The 22,538-nt window shown below is 68.3% G+C and carries 22 protein-coding genes and 3 pseudogenes; 17 read left to right on the forward strand and 8 right to left on the reverse strand.

The window, feature by feature from the left end:
* The 3 genes and pseudogenes from EFK10_RS46920 to EFK10_RS02795 form a co-directional block, all read left to right on the forward strand.
* Positions 1–232 (forward strand): annotated as a pseudogene (locus EFK10_RS46920) (hypothetical protein); the annotation flags it as partial.
* A complete protein-coding gene (locus EFK10_RS02790; RefSeq protein ID WP_127354183.1) occupies positions 232–963 on the forward strand; it encodes a polysaccharide deacetylase family protein in 732 nt (243 codons plus the stop codon). The pseudogene EFK10_RS46920 and the gene EFK10_RS02790, both read left to right, overlap by 1 nt.
* Positions 964–1,166: 203 nt before the next feature.
* The gene (locus EFK10_RS02795; protein WP_127354184.1) at positions 1,167–2,402 is read left to right on the forward strand and encodes a polysaccharide deacetylase family protein; all 1,236 of its coding nucleotides are present in this window, start codon (positions 1,167–1,169) and stop codon (positions 2,400–2,402) included.
* Here EFK10_RS02795 and EFK10_RS02800 read toward each other — a convergent pair.
* Positions 2,387–4,516, reverse strand: a complete 2,130-nt coding sequence (locus EFK10_RS02800; RefSeq protein ID WP_322973268.1) for a transglycosylase domain-containing protein — start codon at positions 4,514–4,516, stop codon at positions 2,387–2,389. The genes EFK10_RS02795 and EFK10_RS02800 overlap by 16 nt on opposite strands.
* A 74-nt stretch (positions 4,517–4,590) precedes the next feature.
* The gene (locus EFK10_RS02805; protein WP_127354185.1) at positions 4,591–5,010 is read right to left on the reverse strand and encodes a DUF7144 family membrane protein; all 420 of its coding nucleotides are present in this window, start codon (positions 5,008–5,010) and stop codon (positions 4,591–4,593) included.
* Positions 5,011–5,157: 147 nt separating this feature from the next.
* On the opposite strand from EFK10_RS02805, the gene EFK10_RS02810 reads away from it, so the two are divergent.
* Complete coding sequence (locus EFK10_RS02810) at positions 5,158–6,273, forward strand: magnesium and cobalt transport protein CorA (protein WP_407646994.1); 1,116 nt, start codon at positions 5,158–5,160, stop codon at positions 6,271–6,273.
* A gap of 234 nt (positions 6,274–6,507) precedes the next feature.
* On the opposite strand, the gene EFK10_RS02815 is transcribed toward EFK10_RS02810, so the two are convergent.
* Both EFK10_RS02815 and metG read right to left on the reverse strand, forming a co-directional pair.
* On the reverse strand, positions 6,508–6,849 hold the full coding sequence (locus tag EFK10_RS02815) for a hypothetical protein (protein WP_127354187.1): 342 nt from the start codon (positions 6,847–6,849) through the stop codon (positions 6,508–6,510).
* A 58-nt stretch (positions 6,850–6,907) separates the two neighbouring features.
* Positions 6,908–8,632: a methionine--tRNA ligase gene (gene metG / locus EFK10_RS02820; protein WP_127354188.1), complete on the reverse strand. Its 1,725-nt coding sequence runs from the start codon at positions 8,630–8,632 to the stop codon at positions 6,908–6,910.
* Positions 8,633–9,034: 402 nt separating this feature from the next.
* On the opposite strand from metG, the gene EFK10_RS02825 reads away from it, so the two are divergent.
* Positions 9,035–9,268, forward strand: coding sequence for a DUF397 domain-containing protein (locus tag EFK10_RS02825; protein ID WP_127354189.1), 234 nt, complete (start codon positions 9,035–9,037; stop codon positions 9,266–9,268).
* Here EFK10_RS02825 and EFK10_RS02830 read toward each other — a convergent pair.
* A complete protein-coding gene (locus EFK10_RS02830; RefSeq protein ID WP_127354190.1) occupies positions 9,260–9,742 on the reverse strand; it encodes an ATP-binding protein in 483 nt (160 codons plus the stop codon). The genes EFK10_RS02825 and EFK10_RS02830 overlap by 9 nt on opposite strands.
* Before the next feature lie 191 nt (positions 9,743–9,933).
* On the opposite strand from EFK10_RS02830, the gene EFK10_RS02835 reads away from it, so the two are divergent.
* The 3 genes from EFK10_RS02835 (at position 9,934) to EFK10_RS02845 (ending at position 12,794) form a co-directional block, all read left to right on the forward strand.
* Positions 9,934–10,803, forward strand: a complete 870-nt coding sequence (locus tag EFK10_RS02835) for a helix-turn-helix domain-containing protein (protein ID WP_127354191.1) — start codon at positions 9,934–9,936, stop codon at positions 10,801–10,803.
* 73 nt (positions 10,804–10,876) lie between these two features.
* Positions 10,877–12,352 (forward strand): aldehyde dehydrogenase family protein, encoded by a 1,476-nt coding sequence (locus tag EFK10_RS02840; protein WP_127354192.1) that lies wholly within the window; start codon positions 10,877–10,879, stop codon positions 12,350–12,352.
* Between the two features lie 97 nt (positions 12,353–12,449).
* The gene (locus tag EFK10_RS02845; protein ID WP_127354193.1) at positions 12,450–12,794 is read left to right on the forward strand and encodes an anti-sigma factor antagonist; all 345 of its coding nucleotides are present in this window, start codon (positions 12,450–12,452) and stop codon (positions 12,792–12,794) included.
* Here the strand turns inward: EFK10_RS02845 and EFK10_RS02850 are convergent.
* Positions 12,782–13,267: a CBS domain-containing protein gene (locus EFK10_RS02850; RefSeq protein WP_127354194.1), complete on the reverse strand. Its 486-nt coding sequence runs from the start codon at positions 13,265–13,267 to the stop codon at positions 12,782–12,784. The genes EFK10_RS02845 and EFK10_RS02850 overlap by 13 nt on opposite strands.
* Before the next feature lie 118 nt (positions 13,268–13,385).
* On the opposite strand from EFK10_RS02850, the gene EFK10_RS02855 reads away from it, so the two are divergent.
* Positions 13,386–13,655, forward strand: coding sequence for a DUF1876 domain-containing protein (locus EFK10_RS02855; protein WP_127354195.1), 270 nt, complete (start codon positions 13,386–13,388; stop codon positions 13,653–13,655).
* Between the two features lie 5 nt (positions 13,656–13,660).
* Here EFK10_RS02855 and EFK10_RS02860 read toward each other — a convergent pair.
* A pseudogene (locus EFK10_RS02860) lies at positions 13,661–14,014 on the reverse strand (dioxygenase); the annotation flags it as partial.
* A gap of 102 nt (positions 14,015–14,116) precedes the next feature.
* On the reverse strand, positions 14,117–15,883 hold the full coding sequence (gene aspS, locus EFK10_RS02865) for an aspartate--tRNA ligase (protein WP_127354196.1): 1,767 nt from the start codon (positions 15,881–15,883) through the stop codon (positions 14,117–14,119).
* Positions 15,884–16,056: 173 nt separating this feature from the next.
* On the opposite strand from aspS, the pseudogene EFK10_RS02870 reads away from it, so the two are divergent.
* From EFK10_RS02870 to EFK10_RS02905, 8 genes and pseudogenes are all read left to right on the forward strand, one after another.
* Positions 16,057–16,203 (forward strand): annotated as a pseudogene (locus tag EFK10_RS02870) (ATP-binding protein); the annotation flags it as partial.
* Between the two features lie 9 nt (positions 16,204–16,212).
* Positions 16,213–16,659 carry an SseB family protein gene (locus EFK10_RS02875; protein ID WP_127354198.1) on the forward strand — a complete coding sequence of 149 codons (447 nt, stop codon included), beginning with the start codon at positions 16,213–16,215 and terminating at the stop codon, positions 16,657–16,659.
* 93 nt (positions 16,660–16,752) lie between these two features.
* Positions 16,753–17,703: a pirin family protein gene (locus EFK10_RS02880; protein ID WP_127354199.1), complete on the forward strand. Its 951-nt coding sequence runs from the start codon at positions 16,753–16,755 to the stop codon at positions 17,701–17,703.
* 172 nt (positions 17,704–17,875) lie between these two features.
* Positions 17,876–19,705, forward strand: coding sequence for an acyl-CoA dehydrogenase (locus tag EFK10_RS02885; protein ID WP_127354200.1), 1,830 nt, complete (start codon positions 17,876–17,878; stop codon positions 19,703–19,705).
* A 126-nt stretch (positions 19,706–19,831) separates the two neighbouring features.
* Positions 19,832–21,127, forward strand: coding sequence for a M18 family aminopeptidase (locus EFK10_RS02890; protein ID WP_127354201.1), 1,296 nt, complete (start codon positions 19,832–19,834; stop codon positions 21,125–21,127).
* Positions 21,128–21,237: 110 nt separating this feature from the next.
* Positions 21,238–21,873: a DUF4232 domain-containing protein gene (locus EFK10_RS02895; protein WP_127354202.1), complete on the forward strand. Its 636-nt coding sequence runs from the start codon at positions 21,238–21,240 to the stop codon at positions 21,871–21,873.
* Between the two features lie 143 nt (positions 21,874–22,016).
* Positions 22,017–22,214: a hypothetical protein gene (locus EFK10_RS02900; protein WP_127354203.1), complete on the forward strand. Its 198-nt coding sequence runs from the start codon at positions 22,017–22,019 to the stop codon at positions 22,212–22,214.
* A gap of 101 nt (positions 22,215–22,315) precedes the next feature.
* A complete protein-coding gene (locus EFK10_RS02905) occupies positions 22,316–22,537 on the forward strand; it encodes a hypothetical protein (RefSeq protein WP_127354204.1) in 222 nt (73 codons plus the stop codon).
* The last annotated feature ends 1 nt before the right edge of the window (position 22,538 follow it).

Raw genomic sequence — 22,538 nt, forward strand, 5'->3', positions numbered from 1 at the left:
CCCCACGCCGCCGCCCGCACGGCTGCCGCGGCTCCCGCGCCGCCGCACGGCCGCGCGCCGGCTCGCCGTCACCGCCACGATGGCGAGCGCCGTCTGGGTCGGCGCGGTCGGCACCGGGATCGCCGCCACCCATCAGGCACCCGTTGTGATGCGCACCATCCATCACACACTGGACGGCGATGACGGCGTGTCGCCCCCGCCGGCGTCGCCGTCACCGGAAGGATCCCGCTGATGACCGCTTCCCGCGCCTTCCGCGCCGCCCGCACAGCCGCGTACGTGGCGCTGCCCGTCCTGGCCGCCGCTCACGCGGCCCCGGTCCTGTCGACCTTCGGGCCGCTGCGCAACCGCCTCATGCCCCGCCTCTCCGGGCAGGGCCGGACCGACCACGTGGCACTGACCTTCGACGATGGCCCCGATCCGCTCTCCACTCCGTTCTTCCTGCGGCAGTTGGAGGCGCGCCGGATCCACGCCACCTTCTTCCTCCTCGGCAGCGCCGCCCGGCGTACGCCGGACCTCGTACGGGAGATGGTGGCCGCCGGACACGAGATCGCCATCCACGGCTGGCAGCACCGCCCACTGCTGCTGCGCGGCCCCCGGGCCACGTACGACGACCTGGCCCGCGCCCGCGACACCGTCGGCGACATCACCGGCACGGCGCCGACGCTCTTCCGGCCCCCGTACGGTGTGATGACCACCTCGGCGCACCTGTCCGCCCGGCGCCTGAACCTGACCCCGGTCCTGTGGACCTGCTGGGGCGAGGACTGGCGGGCCCGCGCCACCCCGCACTCCGTCCTTCGTACCGTCACCGCCGACCTGCGCGGTGGCGGTACGGTTCTCCTCCACGACTCCGACTGCACCTCCGCCCCCGGCTCGTGGCAGAACACCCTGGGTGCTCTTCCCCGTCTCCTCGACACCTGCGACGAACGCGGCCTGCGCGTGGGCCCGTTGCGCGAGCACGGCTAGCCGACGCACACAATCCCTCCTCGCAAGCACCACGGAACCAATCGCGCTCGGTATTCGTACTGAAACGTGACTGTGATACTTGGCCCCGCACATGTGTGCGTGTCCCAAGAGGGGTGACCGAGGTGAGGACGCTGGCCGTTCCGCGAACAGCGGCAGTGGCGACGGCGGGGGCGACTGTGGCCTTGGCGCTGCTCGTGTCCACCATGGGATCGGACGGAGACAGCGGGGGCACCGCGTCGGCGGCCGCCAACGCGTCGGGCGGGGACAGCGGGGGCACCGCATCGGCGGCCGCCAACGCGTCGGGCGGGGCCTCCGCGCAGGCTAAGAAGAATTCCGGCAGCGGGAAGAAGACCACCGCCGGCGGGACCCGGATCATCGGCGACGGCTCGACGTCCGACACCGGGGCCCAGCCCGGCCGGCTCAAGCCCACCAAGCTGAAACCGGGGGAGAAGCCGCCGCAGTTCGTGGTCTTCTCCTGGGACGGCGCGCTGGAGGGCGACGACCATCTGTTCTCCCACTTCCGCGAGTTGGCGAAGCAGAACAACGCCCATATGACGTTCTTCCTCACCGGCATGTACCTGGTGCCCAAGTCCAAGCGGAAGCTCTACCACCCGCCCCTGCACCCCGTCGGCACCGCCGCCATCTCCTTCGCCACCGACCAGCACATCAAGGACACCCTGACCCAGCTCACCGCGGCCTGGGAGGACGGCAACGAGATAGGCACCCACTTCAACGGCCACTTCTGCGGCGACCCGGGCCAGGGAGGCGGCGGCGACTGGACCGTCGCCCAGTGGAAGAGCGAGATCAAGCAGGCGTACTCCTTCGTCGAGAACTGGAAGACCAACACCGGCTGGACCGGCATCGATCCGCTGCCCTTCGACTACCAGAAGGAGCTCGTCGGCGGCCGCGCCCCCTGCCTGGAGGGCCAGACCAACCTGCTTAAGGCGGCGAAGACCTTCGGCTGGCGCTACGACGCCAGCTCGCCCGGCGACTTCCAGATATGGCCCGCCAAGAAGAACGGCATCTGGGACTTCCCGCTCCAGCTCCTCCCCTACCCGAACAACGATTTCCAGGTCCTGTCCATGGACTACAACCTCCTCGCCAACCAGTCCGGCGGCAGCACCGACGGTGACTCCTCCCAGTACACGAAGTGGGGGAAGGAGTCCCGCGACGCCTATCTCAACGGCTTCGAACGGGTCTACAACGGCAGCCGCGCCCCGCTCTTCATCGGAAACCACTTCGAGGAGTGGAACGGCGGCATCTACATGAAGGCCGTCGAGGACGTGATGAAGAGCGTCTGCAAGCGCAAGGGCGTGCAGTGCGTGTCCTTCAAGGAGCTGGCCGACTGGATGAACGCCCAGGACCCGGCGGTGCTGCAGAAGTTGCGGCTGCTGGACCCGGCGCAGTCGCCGGACTGGAAGACCTACCTCAAGAAATAGCCTTCAGGTACGAGGTCCAGATCGACGCCGGGGAGTCGTTCATCACCGTCGTGCGCAGCGGCAGCAGTTCCTGCTTCTTCGGGTCGACCCGGAAGACCGCCACCGCCGTCGACACCTTCGTGCCGTAGCCCACGAACCACCCCGCCGACCGGTCCTCCGTCGTCCCCCGGCTTCGCCGCGAAACCCCGTCCGGCCGCGACCGCGGCCTTCCCGGCGCCGTAGCTCGCCGAGCCCCGCAGCCCCGCCGACACCGCCTCAGCGGTCTTCGCGCTCACCGCCCTTACCGCCTTGGCGTGCTGGGCGAAGACGGTCCCGCCGTGCCGCGTCACGCGCTGCACCGAGTACGGCTCCTGATGCATCCCGCCGACCGCGAAGGTCGCGTACGCGTCCGCCATCCGGATCGCGCTCGGGGTCGAGTTGCCCAGCGAGAAGGCCGGCACCCGCGCGCCCAGGCTGCTGTGCAGGATCCCGGTGGCGGTGGCGGTGGCGGCCACCCCGGCCAGGCCGACGTCCATGCCGAGCTGGATGAAGGGGGTGTTGACGGACTGCACCATCGCGGTGTTCAGCGTGACGGGCCCCCAGGAGGTGTGCCCGTCGTTGCGCCCGGTCACGATCTGCCCGCCGCGGTCCCAGTACGGGCCCTCGGGCGTCATCACCTTCACCTTGTCATTGCCGTCGTACGTGGTGGCCGAGGTCACCGGCGTACGGCTGCCGTCGCGCACCTTCTGCACGCCCTTCTCCAGGGCGGCGGCGTACACGAAGGGGGTGAAAACCGTACCGGCAGGCACGATCGAGGAGTTGGCGTCGTTGAAGCCCTGCTTGAGGTAGTCCCGGCCGCCGAAGAGCGCGACGATCCGCCCGTCGGTGGCCACCGACGCCGCGCCGGCGCGTACATGGCTGTCAGCGGCACTCTTCTTGCTGTCGAACTCGGCCAGCGCCGCGTTCGCGGACGCGGCGAGCGCGTCGACCTTCGGCTTCTCGAAGGTGGTGTGCACCTGGTAGCCGCCGAGCGCGAACTCGGCGTCGCTGATGCCGGTATGGGCGGTGACGTAAGCCTCCGCTGTCTCGACCAGATAGCCGGTCTGGCCGTTGAGCCCCTCCAGCTTCGGCGGGTCCTTCGGCTCGGGGAAGGTCTTGTAGCTGTCCCGTTCGGCCTGCGACAGCTGGCCGGTCTTGACCATCCGGTCCAGGATCCAGTCCCAGCGCTCCACGGCCCGCGCGCGGTTGGCCTTGCTGATCGCCGGGTCGTACAGCCCGGCGCCCTTGAGCAGCGAGGCGAGGAAGGCGCCCTCGCTGACGTTGAGTTCCGAGGCGTCCTTGCCGTAGTACGCCTGCGCGGCGCGCTGGATGCCGTACGTGCCGCGCCCGAACCACGAGGTGTTGAGATACCCCTGCAGGATCTGGTCCTTCGACATCTTCTTGTCGAGCTTGATCGCGATGAAGATCTCGGTGGCCTTGCGGGAGACGGTCTGCTGCTGGTTGAGGTACGCGTTCTTCACGTACTGCTGGGTGATCGTGGAGCCGCCCTGCGTGTCGCCGCCCGAGCCCATCCTCAGGACGGCCCTGCTGATGCCTCTCAGGGACACCCCGGAGTCGGAGTAGAAGCTCTCGTTCTCCGCTGCCAGCACCGCCGAGCGGACCCCCTTCGGCACCTTGGACAGCGGCATCTCCTGTCGGTTGACCTGGCCGGTCCTGGCCATCTCGGTGCCGTCGGCCCAGTAGTAGACGTTGTCCTGCTGGGTCGCGAAGGAGTTCAGGTCCTTGGGTATCTGGGTGTTGGCGTACGCGATGCCCACGACCGTCGTCAGCGTCGCGAAGCCGAACAGCACCAGCGACAGCCACTGCCGCCACGACGGCATCCAGCGCCGCCAGCCCATCCGCGCCGGGCGCGGGTACTCCCAGCGCAGACGCCGCGCGAAGGGCGACAGGCGCGCCCCCAACGGCGACGGGCGCGCCACGAACGGCGACAGGCGCGCCCCCAACGGCGACAGGCGCGCCACGAACGGCGACAGGCGCGCCCCCAACGGCGACAACCGCGCCACGAACGCGGTAACCGCCGCCAGCCCCCCTACCAGCGCCGCCGGCCGCTTCCTCGCGTGCCGCTGCTTACTCATGCGCCCCCGCCCCCGCCCCTGCCCCGCTCGACACCCTTGTCCCGTAGTCCCCCGCTAGAACATATATCCCGTCCCTATGCGGTGCGCCCCGGACGGTAGGTGCACAGCGACCAGATGATGAACACACCCATCGCGATCAGCACGACGGACCAGACCGGCGAGTACGGCAGGAAGAGGAAGTTCGCCAGCACACTGAGGCCTGCCAGGGCGACACCGACGTACCGGGCCATGGGGGAGCCGCCCAGCACCCCCATGCCGGTCAGGACGAGCACGATGCCGAGGCCCAGGTGGACCCAGCCCCAGGACGCCAGGTCGAACTTGAAGGCGTAGTTGCCGACCAGGGCGTAGACATCGTTCCTCGCGATCCCGGAGATGCCCTGCAGGATGGCCAGCACACCGTCCACCAGCAGCAGCACCCCGGCGAACACCGTGCCGCCGGCAGCCCACGGGCTGCCTCCGACCCTGTCGGCCCTGTGCGGAGTGGTCGTTGTCATGGCGATTCCTTTCCGATGGCCCCCTCGGATGCCCCCCGCCACAACCGTCCCCCTGATCCCATTAGCCCACCGTTCGGCCCACCCCGCACATCGGCGCGTTACGCTGCGCTGGTGTCGTCAGATCGTCGTATTCGTGCCCTTCGCGCCCTGAAAAGCTCCGCGAAGCGCCGCGTCGTGGCCGAGCCCGCGCCCGCGGCGCCCGTTGCTGTGCCGGGGCCCGTGGAGGACGAGGACGCGCCGCAGAGCAGCGTCATCGACGCGGCCCTGTACCGCGACGGGCGGCGGGTGAGCACGCCGTCGACGCTCGCGGAGGCCTACGCGCAGCTGCGCCAGGAGCCAGGCGCGATGGCGTGGATCGGGCTGTACCGGCCGAGCGAACCGGAGCTGGTGTCGCTGGCGAAGGAGTTCGACCTGCACCCGCTGGCGCTGGAGGACGCGATCCAGGCGCATCAGCGGCCCAAGCTGGAGCGCTACGGCGAGACCCTCTTCGTGGTGCTGCGGGCCGCCCGCTATCTGGACGCCCCCGAGGAGGTCGACTTCGCCGAGCTGCACATCTTCGTCGGCCCCGGCTTCGTACTGACCGTGCGGCACGGCTCGGCACCGGATCTGTCCACGGTCCGGCGCCGCATGGAATCAAGCCCCGAACTGCTGAAACTCGGCCCTGAGGCGGTGCTGTACGCGATCCTCGACACGGTGGTCGACGGCTACGCGCCGGTCGTCGCGGGCGTCGAGAACGACATTGACGAGAGCGAGATCCAGGTCTTCGGCGGCGACCCGCAGGTGTCCCGGCGTATCTACGAGCTGTCGCAGGAGGTTCTGGAGTTCCAGCGTGCCACCCGCCCGCTGGCCCCGATGCTCGAGGCGCTGACGGCCGGCTTCGCCAAATACCGCACGGACGAGGAGCTGCAGCGCAATCTGCGGGACGTGCAGGACCACGTCCTGCACACGATCGAGCGCGTGGACGTCTTCCGGCAGTCGCTGTCCGACATGCTCACCGTCAACGCCACGCTCGTGGCGCAGCAGCAGAACGCGGAGATGAAGGCACTGACCGAGGCCAGCTTCGAGCAGAACGAGGAGATCAAGCGGATCTCCTCCTGGGCCGCTATCCTCTTCGCGCCCACCCTCGTCGGCACGATCTACGGGATGAACTTCACGCACATGCCGGAGCTCACCTGGGAATTCGGCTACCCCTTCGCCATCTTCCTCATGGCGGTTGTCTGCGGCGGCCTCTACGTCATCTTCAAGCGCCGCGGCTGGCTCTGAACGCCGACAAGCGGGCCGGCGGCTCGAAGCCGCCGGCCCGCCCTTCAGGTGCGGGTACCGCTACGCGTCGGCGTCAGCCACCGATGGGGCGGTGTACGACCTTCTTCTGCTTCTTCTTGGCGACCGGCTTCGCGGGCTCGACCTTCTTGGCGGTCTTCTTCTTGGCGACCGGGGTGAGGATACGCAGGCTCATGATTTTCCCCTTTCAAGGGATCGGCTTCGACACGGAAAACATTACGCACCGATTTTGAGTTGGCCCCTGAAATGGAAATGAGACTTCTTCTCACGGCCCTGACGCAACCGGAGTTGGGGCCACCAGTCGCTGTCCCTCGTCAGGATCAGCGTGCCGGTGCCGCGCACGGTGAGGCTGCTCGTGCCGCTGATCACACCGGTGTACGTGGTAGTGCCGGCCGGCACCTTCACCACGGTGTCCCCGGACAGCGTCACATTCCGGTCGACCAGGATGTCCGCCGTGATGTCCCCGCTGCCGGCCGCCCGCGCCACCGTGGCGGGCGCCGGCAGGGGCACGGCCAGGACTGCCAGGGCCGCCGCGAGCGATCTTCTTCGTGCCGCCATGCACAGGAGACGTCCGGCGACCCCGGCGGATAACAGAAACTCTCGCCGTGGCCGGGGCTTACGCGTCCGGGTCGCCGCCGAAGCGCTCCTCGTACGACGCCAGGTCCTCATCGGTGATCTTCGCGAAGAGCACCGGAGGGACGGTGAAGCCGGTGCCCGCCGGGACGGCGGACAGGGCGCGGGCCTCATCGGGGCTGACCCATGCGGCGGTGTCGTCGGGGAGGGCGAAGGCCGAACGCATGGCGCGGCTGCTGGAGGGGATGAAGGGCTCGGAGACGACCGCGTAGAGGTGGATGAGGTTCATCGCCGTGCGGAGGGTGAGCGCGGCGCCGTCCTGATCGGTCTTGATCTCCAGCCAGGGGGCCTTCTCCTCCAGGTAGGAGTTGCCCGCGCTCCACAGGGCACGCAGCGTCTGCGTGGCCTTGCGGAACTGCAGGGTCTCCATGTGGCCCTCGTACTCCGCGAGGAGCTGCGCGATCTGCTCGCCGAGCTTCCGCTCCGCCTCGCCCGCCTCGCGGCCGGCCGGGACCTCGTCGCCGAAGCGCTTGCGGGAGAAGGACAGGACCCGGTTGACGAAGTTGCCGAGGGTGTCGGCCAGGTCCTTGTTGACGGTGGCGGCGAAGTGCTCCCAGGTGAAGGAGGTGTCGTCGGACTCGGGCGCGTTCGCCATCAGGAAGTAGCGCCAGTAGTCGGCCGGCAGCAGCTCCAGGGCGGCGTCGGTGAAGATGCCGCGACGCTGGGAGGTGGAGAACTTGCCGCCGTAGTAGTTCAGCCAGTTGAAGGCCTTGACGTAGTCGACCTTCTTCCACTTGTCCCGGGTGCCCAGCAGGGTCGCCGGGAACATGACCGTGTGGAAGGGGACGTTGTCCTTCGCCATGAACTCGGTGTAGCGGACGTCGGTGTCCACGTCGTACCACCAGGACTTCCAGTCCCGGACCTCGCCCTCGGGCGCCGCGTCCGACCATTCCTTCGTCGCGCCGATGTACTCGATCGGGGCGTCGAACCATACGTAGAAGACCTTGCCCTCGGCCGCCAGCTCGGGCCAGGTGTCGGCGGGAACAGGGACGCCCCAGTCGAGGTCGCGTGTGATGGCGCGGTCGTGGAGGCCTTCGCTCAGCCACTTGCGGGCGATGGAGGAGGCGAGGACCGGCCAGTCCTTGCCGTGCTCGTCGACCCAGGCCTCGACCTCGTCGGCCAGCTTGGACTGCAGCAGGAACAGGTGCTTGGTCTCGCGCACCTCGAGCCGGTCGCTGCCGCTGATGGCGGAGCGGGGGTTGATGAGGTCGGTCGGGTCCAGCACGCGGGTGCAGTTCTCGCACTGGTCGCCGCGGGCCTTGTCGTAGCCGCAGTGCGGGCAGGTGCCGACGATGTAGCGGTCGGGGAGGAAGCGCTCGTCGTCCAGGGAGTAGACCTGACGGATGGAGCGCTCCTCGATGAAGCCGTTGGTCTTCAGCTCGCGCGCGATGGTCTGGGTGATCTCGATGTTCTGCGGCGACGAGCTGCGGCCGAAGTAGTCGAAGGCGAGCGCGAAGCCGTCGTAGATGGCCTTCTGCGCCTCGTGCTGCTGGGCGCAGAACTCGGCGACCGGCAGACCGGCCTCCTTGGCGGCCAGTTCGGCGGGGGTGCCGTGCTCGTCGGTGGCACAGATGTAGAGGACGTCGTGGCCGCGCTGGCGCAGATAGCGGGAGTAGACGTCGGCCGGGAGCATGGACCCCACCATGTTGCCCAGGTGCTTGATCCCGTTGATGTACGGAAGGGCGCTGGTGATGAGGTGTCGAGCCATTGCCGGCTGCTCCCAAGTAGTTACTGTGGGTGAGGATTTCCTCTACGGACCGTCAATATCGTATCCGACCCGCAATGGCCAACGGTCCGCGCCCGGGTGGTTCCGGGCCGTGCGGTGCATCAGCGCCGACTGTCGTGGACGCCGTTTGCTTGATTCTTTCTGGGGCAGCCGGGCCCGGGCGGAAGAATCCGCGCGGCGTGAACCGCTGGGGCCATTGCGGGCGTCTTTTCGGGTGCCCGCGTTCTGGTGTGCCGGAGGTGCCCGAGGCCCCTCCGGCGGGGGTTCACTCTCAGTGACCGCACGTGCGCATGCACGTGCAGATGCACAGGATTTTTTTCGTGGTTATCATCTCCCCCATCTGACAACGCAGTTCACCCGCCCACTGTTTCCCTGGAGAGTCACATGCGCCACAGGTTTAACGGCATGGCAGCGACCGAGCTCCAGGGCGTTGTGTGGCAGAAGAGTCGGCACAGCGACGCAAACGGCACTTGCGTGGAAATGGCGGCATTGCCCGATGGCGATGTCGCGGTGCGGAATTCACGCTTCCCCGACGGGCCCGCGCTGATATATACCCGAGCTGAGATCGAGTCGCTGATTCTCGGCGTCAAGGACGGCGAGTTCGATCACCTAATGTGATGGTTCTTCCGATTCCGGCAGCCGGAAAAGGGCCCATACGACCTTTCCGGCACCCCCGATGGGGTGCCAGCCCCAGGTCTCGCTGAAGGACTGGACGAGGTGCAGTCCGCGCCCGGACTCGGCGACGAAGTCGGCGACCTTGGTGACCGGCCCGTAGTTGCTGGGGTCACGGACGGCGCAGACGACGCGAGTCGACCATCTGACCAGACTGAGCCGCACCGCCCCCTCAGGGGCCTCCTCGGGTACGGCGTAGCGCAGCGCGTTGGTGACAAGTTCTGAAGCGACCAACTCGACGCCGTCCAGCATGGCTTCGAGCTGCCAGTGGCGGAGGGTCGTACGGGTGAAGCGGCGCGCGTCGCGCACAGCGTCGTACCTCGGCGGGAGCGCGCAGGACGTTGCGCTCGACGATGACAGCCGCTCAGAGACCAGTCCATTCCATAACGGCTTGGACACTGTCACGCCCTCAGTCCACATGCGCACCACCCGGTATCGGCACGTTCTTCATCGTCTCCGATGTGGCGCCGACGATGCAAGGGCGGATGCACGTGCATTTGCAAGACTGGATGCATGTGATGCACCTGTGGCGATCGAGGGTGACTGTTCAAGTACTCAACGCAGCCACTTAGTGGCAGACTGCTTGAGCCACGGGGAGAAGGTGGGCACACATGACGACGGTTCAGTCGGGCAGCGGGTCGATGGTCCGCCGCATCCTCCTGGGCTCCCAGCTGCGCAGGCTGCGGGAGACAAAGGGCATCACCCGGGAGGATGCGGGCTATTCGATCCGGGCTTCGGAGTCCAAGATCAGCCGGATGGAGCTTGGCCGGGTCAGCTTCAAGGAGCGCGATGTCGCGGACCTGCTGACCCTGTACGGCATCAATGACGAGAGCGAGCGCGACGCGCTGCTCTCCCTGGTGCGCGAGGCCAACATCGCCGGCTGGTGGCACGGCTACGGCGATGTGCTGCCCTCCTGGTTCCAGACGTACGTCGGCCTGGAGGAGTCCGCCTCCCAGATCCGCACCTTCGAGGTGCATTTCGTGCACGGGCTGCTGCAGACCGAGGACTACACCCGCCAGGTCTACTCGCTGGGCCATCCGGGCGCTACCAGTGAGGAGATCAGCCGCAGGGTCGATCTGCGCCTGGAGCGGCAGAAGCTACTGGTCTCGGAGCGGGCGCCACAAATCGTCGCGGTGATGGACGAGCTGGCCATCCGGCGCCGGGTCGCCGGGCCCGAGGTGATGCGGGCCCAGATCGAGTATCTGCTGGAAATCGGCGAGCGCCCGAATGTGTCGATCCAGGTGCTACCACTGGAGTTCGAGGGATATCCGGCGGCGGGCGGGCGGCCGTTCACGATGCTCCGCTTCCCGGAGTCCGACCTCGCTGACCTGGTGTACGTCGAGCAGCTCACAGGCGCGATGTATATCGACAAGCGGGACGAAGTGGACCAGTACGGAAAAGCTATGGACAGCCTGTGCGCGAATAGCCTCTCCGCGCAGAAAACTGTGGATCGGCTGAGGAATATCCTCCGCGACCTCTGAGCAGACGCTTTACGCGTAGCATGACAGTGAATCAACTCGCGTGCAGTGCTCGGGGGTTCGCGAAAGGGATGCGATGGCTGACTTCTCGGACTTCTCGGACCTCTCGAGTTTCGCCCATCAGTACATCGACGGTCAGTGGCTGCCCGGCAGCGGATCCTGGGACGTCGTCGACTTCAACCCCTACAACGGGGACAAGCTCGCCTCCATCACCGCGGCGACCGTCGACGAGGTCGACCAGGCCTACCGCGCGGCCGAACGGGCACGGCACGCCTGGGCGGCAGCAGGACCGTACGCACGAGGGCTGGTCCTCGAACGGTCGCTGCGCGTCGTGGAGGACCGCGAGCGGGAGATCACCGAGCTGATCGTCGCAGAGCTCGGCGGGACGCGCCTGAAGGCGGCCTTCGAGATCGCACTCGCCAAGGACATGCTGCGGGAGGCCGCGCAGATCGCGATGCGGGTCGAGGGACGGATTCTGCCCTCACCGGTGGCGGGCAAGGAGAACCGCGTCTACCGGCTCCCGGTCGGGGTGGTCGGGGTCATCAGCCCGTTCAACTTCCCGCTGTTCCTTGCGCTCAAGTCGGTGGCGCCCGCGCTGGCGCTCGGCAACGGCGTGGTGCTCAAGCCTCACCAGAACACCCCGATAACCGGCGGCACACTGATCGCCAGGATCTTCGAGGAGGCCGGGCTGCCGCACGGCCTGCTGAATGTGCTGGTCACCGACATCGCGGAGATCGGCGACGCCTTCATCGAGCACCCGGTGCCCCGGGTCATCACCTTCACCGGCTCCGACAAGGTCGGCCGGCATGTGGCCTCGGTGGCCGCCCGGCACTTCAAGCGTACGGTCCTCGAACTCGGCGGCAACAGCGCGCTGATCGTCATGGCCGACGCCGACCTGGACTACGCGGTGGACGTCGCCGTCTTCAGCCGCTTCGCCGACCAGGGGCAGATATCCATGGCCGCCAACCGCGTCCTGGTCGACCGGGCGGTGGAGGCGGAGTTCACCGAAGCCTTCACGGCGCGCGTCGCGGCCCTGCGGGTCGGCGATCCGGCGGATCCGGCCACCCAGATCGGCCCGCTCATCGACCAGGCCTCGGCCGACACCATCACCGCCCAGATCGACCAGGCCGTGGCCGGCGGTGCGGTCGCCCTGCTGCGCGGCACCGCCGAGGGCACGCTGGTCTCCCCCTCGGTCCTCACCGGCCTGGCCCCCGACGCCCCGATCCTGCGCCGGGAGCTGTTCGGTCCGGTCGTGCTGATCGTGCCCTTCGACGGCGAGGACGAGGCCGTACGGATCGCCAACGACACCCCGTTCGGGCTGAGCGGGGCCGTGCACACGGCCGATGTGGATCGGGGCATACGGATCGCCCAGCGCATCGAGACCGGGATGATCCATGTCAACGACAGCACGATCAACGACGAACCGCTGGTCGCTTTCGGCGGCGAGAAGCAGTCCGGTCTCGGCCGGCTGAACGGCGACTCGGCGATCGAGGCCTTCACCACGACCAAGTGGATTTCCATCCAGCACGGGCGCAGCAAGTTCCCGCTCTGAGCCAAGAAGACCCGTAATTCAGAGCCGTTTCACTCGATCGAGTGAAGGGGCGCTTGACATACTCCCCCCGAACTCCATCCGATGATCTCATTCGCCGGTGAGCCGGTACATGCGCACCTATCCGAGGCACGGCTGTGTGGTGGTGGAGTTGAGCGGCGACATCGACGTCGAGGCGGCCGCCGTCATCACGCCCGCACTCGACACGCTCACCGACCGGCCCGGGCCCGACCTGGTCGTCGACCTCGGGCCCGTCGACTTCCTCGACTGCTCCGGCCTGTCCCTGCTCTGCCGCGCCCGCCGCCGCGCGACGCGGCACGACAGAAGGCTGCACCTGGTCTGCGACCACCCGATGACCCTGCGGATCATGCGAGCCACCGGGCTGATCGCCACCTTCCGGCCGGTCCCGACGCTGGAGCAGGCGCTCGCCGGTTACGAACCCTGAGCCGTACCGGCCATACCGGACGTAGTGCTCCCGGCCGTCGCCTCCAGCGGCTGCTCGGCGCAGACCGCCGCCACGAACTCCGCGATCCGCTCCTGGGGCAGGTGGCGGGCCACGTCCGCCTCGCTGATCATCCCGATCAGCCGGTGCGCCGGGTGGTCGATCACCGGGAGCCGGCGGATCTGGTGTTCCTCCATCAGCTCCAGGACCTGGTCGATGTCGTCCTCGCCTTCGACGATCAGCGGCCGGCCCTGCGCCATTTCGCCCGCCGTCATCGTCGCCGGGTCCCGGCCCTCCGCGACGCACTTGAGCACGATGTCCCGGTCCGTGATGATCCCGATCAGCACGTCGTCGTCACCGCAGATCGGCAGTGCCCCAACGTGCTGTTCCCTCATGATCCGCGCCGCGTCGGCCACGGACTCGCGCTCCCCGACGCACAGGGCGCCCGTGTGCATGATTTCCAGAGCAGTGGTCATGGTGGGCCTCCCGGTGTGCGTGGCTGGCCACTCACTCCATCGTGGTCCTCCGAACGGGGTTTCGCCATTGCTCCCGCAGGGGCGCAAGCTGGAAGGGCAGCCGCTGGAGGTGGTCGTGATGCAGACACTCGTGGGATGGCACATCGAGATGGACTTCCGGGAGGACGGCGCGAGGACCAAGGCCGCCGCCATGGTCCGGCTTCCCGACGGCACCGAACTGAGGTCGCACGGGCACGCCAACCGGCACCCCTCCGACCCCGGCCAGGAGCGGGTCGGCGAAGAACTGGCGGCGGCCCGTGCCCTCAACGACCTCGCCAGGCAGTTGCTCAGCAAGGCGGCGGACGAGATCGAGGACGTCACTCACATGCCCGCGCACCCGAGGATGTGACGGGCTCAGCCCTCGCCGGTTTTGTCCGCGTCGGGGTCGACGCCGAGCGTGAGGTGGGCGCGTACGCCCTTGGCGATGTGGCCCTTGGGGCACTGGAGGTACAGCAGGCCGCCCTGCGGGCCGTTGCCCGGGTAGATGGTGTCCTCGTCGAGGGTGGTGCGGGTCGTGGTGCTGGTGCTGTACGGCTCGACCTCGGCGGCGGCGAGCACCGCCTTCTCGGCGAAGAAGAGCTGGCCGGTGTGGGCCGTGTTGCCGCCCGCGTAGCCGTCGTCCGACAGGGTGCCACCGATGTGCACCTTGACGTGCATGTGCACGCACCGGCCCCGGTACCAGCCCGGGAAGACGGTACGGAAGGCGAGCTTCTGTCATGTCCATGATGTTACGCGTAGGACGCCCGTGCGAAAGGGCCCCGTGCCGCCACCGGACGGGGTGGCGGCACGGGGCCCTCAAGGACGTTGCGGTCAGGCCTTCTTCGGCGGCAGCCGCAGCGCGATGTGCAGTTCCTTCAGCCGAGCCTCGTCGACCTCGCTCGGGGCGCCCATCAGCAGGTCCTGGGCGTTCTGGTTGAGCGGGAAGGCGATGGTCTCGCGGATGTTGGGCTCGTCGGCCAGCAGCATGACGATGCGGTCGACGCCCGGGGCGATGCCGCCGTGCGGCGGGGCGCCGTAGTGGAACGCCCGCAGCATGCCGCCGAACTCGTGCTCCACGGTGTCGCGGTCGTAGCCGGCGATCTCGAACGCCTTGTACATGACGTCGGGCTCGTGGTTACGGATCGCGCCGGACGACAGCTCCACGCCGTTGCAGACGATGTCGTACTGCCAGGCCAGGATGTCCAGCGGGTCCTTGGTCTCCAGCGCCTCCAGGCCGCCCTGCGGCATGGAGAAGGGGTTGTGGGAGAACTCGATCTTCCCGGTGTCCTCGTTCTTCTCGAACATCGGGAAGTCGACGATCCAGCAGAAGCGGAAGACGTCCTCCTTGAAGTGCCCGGCGCGCTTGGCGGCCTCGACGCGCACCGCGCTCATGATCTTCGAGACCTCGTCGAACTCACCCGCGCCGAAGAAGATCGCATGGCCGGGCTTGGCGTCCACGGCCGCCAGCAGCGCCTTGACGTCGTCCTCGGTGAGGAACTTCGCGATCGGGCCGGACAGCGTCAGGTCGTCGCCGACCCGGACCCAGGCCAGGCCCTTGGCGCCCTGCTCGACCGCGTAGTCGCCGAGCTGGTCGAAGAACTTGCGCGACTGGCCCGCGGTGTCCGGCACCGGCAGCGCCCGGACGTGCTTGTCGGCGAAGGCCTTGAAGCCGGAGCCGACGAAGATCGAAGAGACGTCGACCAGTTCGAGCTTGGCGCGCAGGTCGGGCTTGTCGTTGCCGTACTTGATGATCGACTCGCGGAACGGGATGCGCGGGAAGGGCGAGGTCACATGGCGGCCGCCGCCGAACTCCTCGAAGACATCCGTCATGACCTTCTCGATGACGCCGAAGACGTCCTCCTGCTCGACGAAGCTCATCTCGACGTCGAGCTGGTAGAACTCGCCCGGCGAGCGGTCGGCGCGGGAGTCCTCGTCGCGGAAGCAGGGCGCGATCTGGAAGTAGCGGTCGAAGCCGGCGATCATCAGCAGCTGCTTGAACTGCTGCGGCGCCTGCGGCAGCGCATAGAACTTGCCGGGGTGGACACGCGACGGCACCAGGAAGTCGCGGGCGCCCTCCGGGGAGGTCGCCGACAGGATCGGGGTCGCCAGCTCGTTGAAGCCGAGCGCGGTCATCTCGCGGCGGAGGAAGGAGATGACCTGGGTGCGCAGCATGATGTTGCGGTGCATGCGGGCGCGGCGCAGGTCGAGGAAGCGGTTGGTGAGCCGGGTCTCCTCATTGGCGTTGTCCTCCGGGAAGACCGGGAAGGGCAGCGGGTCGGCGGCGCCGAGCACCTCGAAGGAGGAGACCTCGACCTCGACCTCGCCGGTCGGCAGCTCCGGGTTGACGTTCTCCGGGCTGCGGGCGACGACCCGGCCGTCGACCCGGATCACGGATTCCTTCGACTGGCTGCTCAGCGCGTCGTACGCGGGCGAGCCGGGCCGTACGACGAGCTGCACGAGGCCGTAGTGGTCCCGGAGATCGACGAAGAGGATGCCGCCCAGATCGCGTCGATTGTGCAGCCAACCGCTGAGGCGCACTTCGGCGTCTACGTCAGTGGCGCGCAGCTCACCGCAGGTGTGGGACCGGTACCGATGCATCGTTCGTCCAAGTCGTCGGATTCTGGGGATCAGGCCCTTCAGTCTACGGGCGTACGAAGGCCCGACCCCATTCGTATGATCAGCCCATAGACTCATAAACTGTGGCAATGCGCATCGAGGATGTGCTCGCCGCGGTCGGGACGGGTGTGTGGCTGTGGGACAACGCGATCCGCAACGACGACATGCCGCACCGCCGCAGCCCCGGCGAGATGGCCTCCTCGGGGCGCGGGCTGGTGCTGACCGAGACCCTGGCCGACGCGTGGGGCGTCGAGCCGCGCGGCGACGGCAAGGCCATCTGGTTCGAGCTGTACGAGCGGTAGTCTGACCGCGTGTACGGCTACGACCAGAACGTGAACCCGCAGGGCGCCGCACAACCGATGGCCGGGGGCATGCAGGGGGCGAGCTACCCCGAGCCCTCACCGCCATCCCTGGCCGACGCCGTCCGCGCCTTCACCACCGGCTCCCTGTCCGCCGAGGACTTCCAGGCGATCTTCGCCTCGTCCAAGGTCTACTGCCCGCGCGGCGACAACCCCGGCTTCCTGGCGCTGCATGACACGCAGCAGCCGGTGATCCCGATGTTCACCTCGCTCAAGGAGCTGCGCCGCTACGCCGGCAAGGACTCCAAGTACTTCGTGATCACCGGCGCCGAGGTGCTTGACCTGCTGCCGACCGGATACGGCTTCGTCCTCGACATGGAGGGCCAGCACCGGATGGTCTTCGACGCCAAGGCCGTCGAGCAGATGGTCGACTTCACGATGCGCCGGATGTACGGCTAGCCGTCATCGCTTCGCAGACGGCAAGGAATACTTGGCGGAAGTTCATCCTTCAACTAAATTGAAGGTTGAACATCCCGGAGTAGGAGGCACCCCATGCCCGCCGTGACCGTAGAAAATCCGCTCACCCTGCCACGCGTCCAGGCCCCCGCGGATGCGGCCCCGCGCCGGGCGCTCCAGGTGACCACCGCCCCCACCGGCTTCGAGGGCGAGGGCTTCCCCGTCCGCCGGGCGTTCGCGGGCATCGACTACAAGAACCTCGACCCGTTCATCATGATGGACCAGATGGGCGAGGTGGAGTACGCGCCCGGAGAGCCCAAGGGCACGCCCTGGCACCCGCACCGGGGCTTCGAGACCGTCACGTACATCATGGACGGCACCTTCGTTCACCAGGACTCGCACGGCGGTGGCGGCACCATCACCAACGGCGACACCCAGTGGATGACGGCCGGCTCCGGCCTGCTGCACATCGAGCAGCCGCCGGAGGAACTCGTGGTCAGCGGTGGCCTCTTCCACGGCCTGCAACTGTGGGTGAACCTGCCGCGCAAGGACAAGATGATCGCCCCGAAGTACCAGGACATCCGCGGCGGCAACATCAAGCTGCTGGCCTCGGCGGACGGCGCTTCCCTCATCCGCATCATCGCCGGTGAGGTCGGCGAGCACGCCGGTCCCGGTGCCACCCACACCCCGATCACCATGATCCACGCCTCCGTCAGCCCCGGCGCCGAGCTGACCCTGCCCTGGCGCTCCGACTTCAACGCCCTCGCGTACGGACTCGCCGGGCGCGGCTTCGCGGGCCCGGAGGGGCGCCCCTTCCGGATGGGCCAGTCGGTCGTCTTCGGCCGGGGTGACTCGCTCACCGTCCGGGCCGACGAGACCCAGGAGTCCCGCAGCCCGAACTTCGAGGTCGTGCTGCTGGGCGGGCAGCCGATTCGCGAGCCGATGATGCAGTACGGCCCGTTCGTCATGAACACCCACGCCGAGCTGGCCCAGGCCTTCGACGACTTCCAGGCCGGCCGCCTGGGGACGATCCCGGCCGGAGCCTGACCCACGCGAACTCCCGTGGCCCTGCCACGGGAGTTCCGTCACATCATGACGGTTTGGGGTTGCGCCTTATTACCGACGGGTAGCATCATTGCCAACCGGTAAGTGATAAAGCTGCGAGGACTGCGTACCCACACGTTCACGCCCTCCCCTCGACCCCGACGGAGCCGTCGCCATGGGCCACTACAAGTCAAACCTCCGCGACATCGAGTTCAACCTCTTCGAGGTGCTCGGCCGCGACAAGCTCTACGGCACCGGCCCCTTCGCCGAGATGGACGTGGAGACCGCCAAGGACATCCTGTCCGAGGTGAACCGCCTCGCCGAGAACGAGCTGGCCGAGTCCTTCGCCGACGCCGACCGCAACCCGCCGGTCTTCGACCCGGACACCAACACCGCACCGGTCCCGGACACCTTCAAGAAGAGCTACCAGGCCTACATGGACTCCGAGTACTGGCGTCTGGGCCTGCCAGAGGAGATCGGCGGCACCACCGCCCCGGCGACCCTGATCTGGTCGTACGCGGAGCTGATCCTCGGCTCGAACCCGGCGGTCTGGATGTACTCCTCCGGCCCGGCCTTCGCCGGCATCCTCTACTCCGAGGGCAACGAGACCCAGAAGCACATCGCGAGCATCGCGGTCGAGAAGCAGTGGGGCTCCACCATGGTCCTCACCGAGCCGGACGCCGGCTCGGACGTCGGCGCGGGCCGCACGAAGGCCGTGGAGCAGGAGGACGGCTCCTGGCACATCGAGGGCGTCAAGCGCTTCATCACCTCGGGCGAGCACGACATGTCCGAGAACATCATCCACTACGTGCTGGCCCGCCCCGAGGGCGCCGGCCCCGGCACCAAGGGCCTGTCGCTCTTCATGGTCCCGAAGTACGAGTTCGACTTCGAGACCGGCGAGCTGGGCGCCCGTAACGGCGTCTACGCCACCAACGTCGAGCACAAGATGGGCCTCAAGGCCTCCAATACCTGCGAGATGACCTTCGGCGACCAGCACCCCGCCAAGGGCTGGCTGATCGGCGACAAGCACGACGGCATCCGCCAGATGTTCCGGATCATCGAGTTCGCCCGCATGATGGTCGGCACGAAGGCCATCGCCACCCTGTCGACGGGCTACCTCAACGCGCTGGAGTACGCCAAGGAGCGCGTCCAGGGCCCCGACCTCGCGCAGTTCATGGACAAGACCGCGCCCAAGGTCACCATCACGCACCACCCCGACGTCCGCCGCTCCCTGCTGACGCAGAAGGCGCACGCCGAGGGCATGCGGGCCCTCGTTCTCTACACGGCCTCGGTCCAGGACGCGATCGCCGTCGCGGAGTCGGCCGGCGAGGACTCCGAGACCCTGCACGCGCTCAACGACCTGCTCCTCCCGATCGTCAAGGGCTACGGCTCCGAGAAGTCGTACGAACAGCTCGCCCAGTCCCTGCAGACCTTCGGCGGCTCCGGTTACCTGCAGGAGTACCCGATCGAGCAGTACATCCGGGACGCCAAGATCGACACCCTCTACGAGGGCACCACCGCCATCCAGGGCCAGGACTACTTCTTCCGGAAGATCGTCCGTAACCAGGGCGCCGCCCTGACCACCCTCTCCGAGGAGATCAAGAAGTTCCTCGCCGAGGCCGTCGGCGGCGAGGAGCTGGCCACCGCCCGCGAGCAGCTCGCCAAGGCCGCTGTGGACCTGGAGTCGATCGTCGGCACCATGCTGACCGACCTCGCAGGCACCGAGCAGGACGTCAAGAACATCTACAAGGTCGGCCTCAACGGCACCCGCCTGCTGCTCACCTCGGGCGACGTCGTGGTCGGCTACCTGCTCCTCAAGGGTGCCGCCATCGCCGCCGAGAAGCTGGCCGCCGGCGCCTCCGCCAAGGACGTCGCCTTCTACACCGGCAAGATCGCCGCCGCGAAGTTCTTCGCCGCGAACATCCTGCCGCTGGTCTCCGTCCAGCGCTCCATCGCCGAGAACGTCAGCCTCGACGTCATGGAGCTCCCGGAGGAGGCGTTCTAAGGACGCCCTCCGGTAAGCCGTTCACCGGAGGCCCCCGCTCCGGCGGGGGCCTCCGGCGTGTGTTCAGGGCCTCCGTCCACGCCATGGCGTGCGGTTCCGGCCCGGTGCCTACTTATCCTTGACCCCATGAACGCGCACCCCCACTTCGACCGTACCCACACCGACGACCTGGCGGCATTCATCACCGCCAGCCCGTCGCAGTACCACGCGGTCGCGAGTGCCGCAGAGCGCTTGGAGAAGGCGGGATTCCGGCAGGTCAGCGAGACCGAGGCCTGGGACGGCGAGACCGGGGGGAAGTACGTGCTGCGCGGTGGCGCGATCATCGCCTGGTACGTGCCGGCCGGCGCGCGGCCCGAGACACCCTTCCGCATCGTGGGAGCGCACACCGACTCCACGAACCTGCGGGTCAAGCCGGTGCCCGACACCGCCTCGTACGGGTGGCGGCAGATCGCGGTGGAGATCTACGGGGGAGCGCTGCTCAACACCTGGCTCGACCGCGATCTGGGGCTGTCCGGCCGGATCGTGCTGCGGGACGGCACCACCCGGCTGGTCAACGCCGACCGGCCGCTGCTGCGTGTCCCGCAGCTCGCCGTCCACCTCGACCGGGGCGTCAACGAGAAGGGCCTCACCCTCGACAAGCAGCGGCACATGCAGCCGGTATGGGGCCTCGGCGGCCACGACGAGGGTGCGCTGGTGCGACTGGTGGCCGAGGAGGCGGGGGTGGAGCCCGGCGACGTGGTCGGCTGGGACCTCATGACACATGACGTCCAGCCCCCGGCCTACCTCGGCCGCGACCACGAGTTCCTCGCCGCCGGCCGGCTGGACAACCTGCTGTCCGTCCACGCCGGCACCGCCGCCCTCGCCGCCGCTGCCGCCGGGCGCTCGGAGCTGCCGTACATCCCGGTCCTCGCCGCCTTCGACCACGAGGAGAACGGCAGCGAGTCCGACACCGGCGCCGCCGGCCCGCTGCTGGGCAACGTCCTGGAGCGCTCGGTCTTCGCCCGCGGCGGCGTCTACGAGGACCGGGCCCGCGCGCTGGCCGGCACCGTCTGCGTCTCCTCCGACACCGGCCACGCCGTCCACCCCAACTACGCCGAGAAGCACGACCCCACGCACCGGCCGCTCCCCAACGGCGGCCCCATCCTCAAGGTCAACGTCAACCAGCGTTACGCCACCGACGGCACCGGCCGCGGCATCTTCACCGCCGCCTGCGACCGGGCCGGCGTGCCGTGGCAGGTCTTCGTCTCCAACAACGCCCTGCCGTGCGGCACGACCATCGGCCCGATCACGGCCGCCCGGCACGGCATCACGACGGTGGACGTCGGCGTGCCGATCCTGTCCATGCACTCCGCGCGTGAGCTGTGCGGGGTGGCGGATCCGTATCTGCTGGCGAGAGCGCTGAAGGCCTTCCTGGAGGGCTGAGCCGACGGGTCTGCAGCGATGTCAGCATCGTGTCGTCACGCGACTGTTAAGAACCTCCCGGATAATAGTGATCAACGCACACAGCGTCATCACACCTCGGGGGACCCATCATGCGACTGCTTCACGCCGCCGCCGCCATCACCGCCACGTCCGCTCTGGCCCTGACGCTCACCGCCTGTGGTGGGAACGACAGCGGCAGCACCGCTGGCGACCAGTCGTCCGCGCCCGTGTCGTCGCCCACGGCCTCCGCCGCTGGCTCCGCGCCGGCGGACAACGCGGCCGCCACCCGGGACTCGGACAGCGGCACGGGCACCGGGACCGGCACGAGCAGCACCCGCTGCCACACCGCCGGGCTGGCGTTCTCCTTCGGCTCCGGCGACGGCACCGTGAGCAGCTCCGACGACCAGCAGAAGCTGGCCGTCGTCCTGAAGAACAAGGGCTCCGCCACCTGCTCCCTCCAGGGCTTCCCCGGGGTGGACCTGAAGGCCTCCAGTGGCTCCTGGTCGCTGGCCCGCAGCAGCGTGACGCCCAAGAAGGTCACCCTGGCGCCCGGCGGCAGCGCGACGTTCACCATCTCCTTCCTCCCGTGGACCAAGGACAGCGGCACCGAGTTCAAGGCCACCTCGGTCGTCGTCACCCCGCCGAACGAGACCACCTCCGCCACCCTGACCTGGCCCGGCGGCAGTGTTCTGCTGCAGGACGGCGCCACGCACCCGGGCACGTACACCGGGCCCGTCGGCGACTGAGCCTCCCCAACACCCCTCGACTGTGTGCCTGCTGTGAAGATGGGCCTATGATGCGACCCACCGGTAACAGCAGGCACACAGATATCGCCGCGGACCGGTTCTCGCTGCTTCAGCACTGACTTCAGTCCTGTGGGGGGACCTGTATGAGACTCAAGCTCGCCGCGCTCGCCTGCGCGTCGACGGCCGCGACCCTGATGATCGGGCTGGCACCGGCCGCGTCGGCGGCGTCCATCGCGCCGACGCTGCTGGAGGCCGGAAACGTCCGCGTCGACCGACGACAACGCCGCCAGGCGAGAGCCATCGGCACGCGACACCGCCCCTCCTATTCGCGCGGCCTCTAAGCCGGCCGGGACACCGCCGGTTCGTCTGCGTAGGCCCTCCGCACGGGGGTAGGCGAAGCCCTACGAGCCTGTAGGGCTAACCCAGTTCGGAGGCGGACATCATGGGCATCGGCGGTTGCATCGGTCTGATCGCGGTGGGGGCCATCCTCACATTCGCGACAGACTGGCACATGGCCGGAGTCAATCTCGATCTCGTCGGCCTGATCATGATGGCGGTCGGCGCGATCGGACTGGCCGCGTACATCAGCATCTTCAAGAAGCGGAGGGTCGTCGAACCCATGCCGGTGATGGATGAGCGCGCCCGGAACTACCCGCACGTCTGAC

Source organism: Streptomyces soli (assembly GCF_003999195.1).
GTDB classification, from domain to species: domain Bacteria; phylum Actinomycetota; class Actinomycetes; order Streptomycetales; family Streptomycetaceae; genus Actinacidiphila; species Actinacidiphila soli.

What these genes read in the sequence shown, in the direction of transcription:
- EFK10_RS02790 (WP_127354183.1), top strand. Translation starts at nt 232, where the DNA reads ATGACCGCTTCCCGCGCCTTCCGCGCCGCCCGCACAGCCGCGTACGTG.
- EFK10_RS02795 (WP_127354184.1), top strand. Translation starts at nt 1,167, where the DNA reads ATGGGATCGGACGGAGACAGCGGGGGCACCGCGTCGGCGGCCGCCAAC.
- EFK10_RS02800 (WP_322973268.1), bottom strand. Translation starts at nt 4,516, where the DNA reads ATGAGTAAGCAGCGGCACGCGAGGAAGCGGCCGGCGGCGCTGGTAGGG.
- EFK10_RS02805 (WP_127354185.1), bottom strand. Translation starts at nt 5,010, where the DNA reads ATGACAACGACCACTCCGCACAGGGCCGACAGGGTCGGAGGCAGCCCG.
- EFK10_RS02815 (WP_127354187.1), bottom strand. Translation starts at nt 6,849, where the DNA reads ATGGCGGCACGAAGAAGATCGCTCGCGGCGGCCCTGGCAGTCCTGGCC.
- metG (WP_127354188.1), bottom strand. Translation starts at nt 8,632, where the DNA reads ATGGCTCGACACCTCATCACCAGCGCCCTTCCGTACATCAACGGGATC.
- EFK10_RS02825 (WP_127354189.1), top strand. Translation starts at nt 9,035, where the DNA reads ATGCGCCACAGGTTTAACGGCATGGCAGCGACCGAGCTCCAGGGCGTT.
- EFK10_RS02830 (WP_127354190.1), bottom strand. Translation starts at nt 9,742, where the DNA reads ATGTGGACTGAGGGCGTGACAGTGTCCAAGCCGTTATGGAATGGACTG.
- EFK10_RS02835 (WP_127354191.1), top strand. Translation starts at nt 9,934, where the DNA reads ATGACGACGGTTCAGTCGGGCAGCGGGTCGATGGTCCGCCGCATCCTC.
- EFK10_RS02840 (WP_127354192.1), top strand. Translation starts at nt 10,877, where the DNA reads ATGGCTGACTTCTCGGACTTCTCGGACCTCTCGAGTTTCGCCCATCAG.
- EFK10_RS02850 (WP_127354194.1), bottom strand. Translation starts at nt 13,267, where the DNA reads ATGACCACTGCTCTGGAAATCATGCACACGGGCGCCCTGTGCGTCGGG.
- EFK10_RS02855 (WP_127354195.1), top strand. Translation starts at nt 13,386, where the DNA reads ATGCAGACACTCGTGGGATGGCACATCGAGATGGACTTCCGGGAGGAC.
- aspS (WP_127354196.1), bottom strand. Translation starts at nt 15,883, where the DNA reads ATGCATCGGTACCGGTCCCACACCTGCGGTGAGCTGCGCGCCACTGAC.
- EFK10_RS02880 (WP_127354199.1), top strand. Translation starts at nt 16,753, where the DNA reads ATGCCCGCCGTGACCGTAGAAAATCCGCTCACCCTGCCACGCGTCCAG.
- EFK10_RS02885 (WP_127354200.1), top strand. Translation starts at nt 17,876, where the DNA reads ATGGGCCACTACAAGTCAAACCTCCGCGACATCGAGTTCAACCTCTTC.
- EFK10_RS02890 (WP_127354201.1), top strand. Translation starts at nt 19,832, where the DNA reads ATGAACGCGCACCCCCACTTCGACCGTACCCACACCGACGACCTGGCG.
- EFK10_RS02895 (WP_127354202.1), top strand. Translation starts at nt 21,238, where the DNA reads ATGCGACTGCTTCACGCCGCCGCCGCCATCACCGCCACGTCCGCTCTG.
- EFK10_RS02900 (WP_127354203.1), top strand. Translation starts at nt 22,017, where the DNA reads ATGAGACTCAAGCTCGCCGCGCTCGCCTGCGCGTCGACGGCCGCGACC.
- EFK10_RS02905 (WP_127354204.1), top strand. Translation starts at nt 22,316, where the DNA reads ATGGGCATCGGCGGTTGCATCGGTCTGATCGCGGTGGGGGCCATCCTC.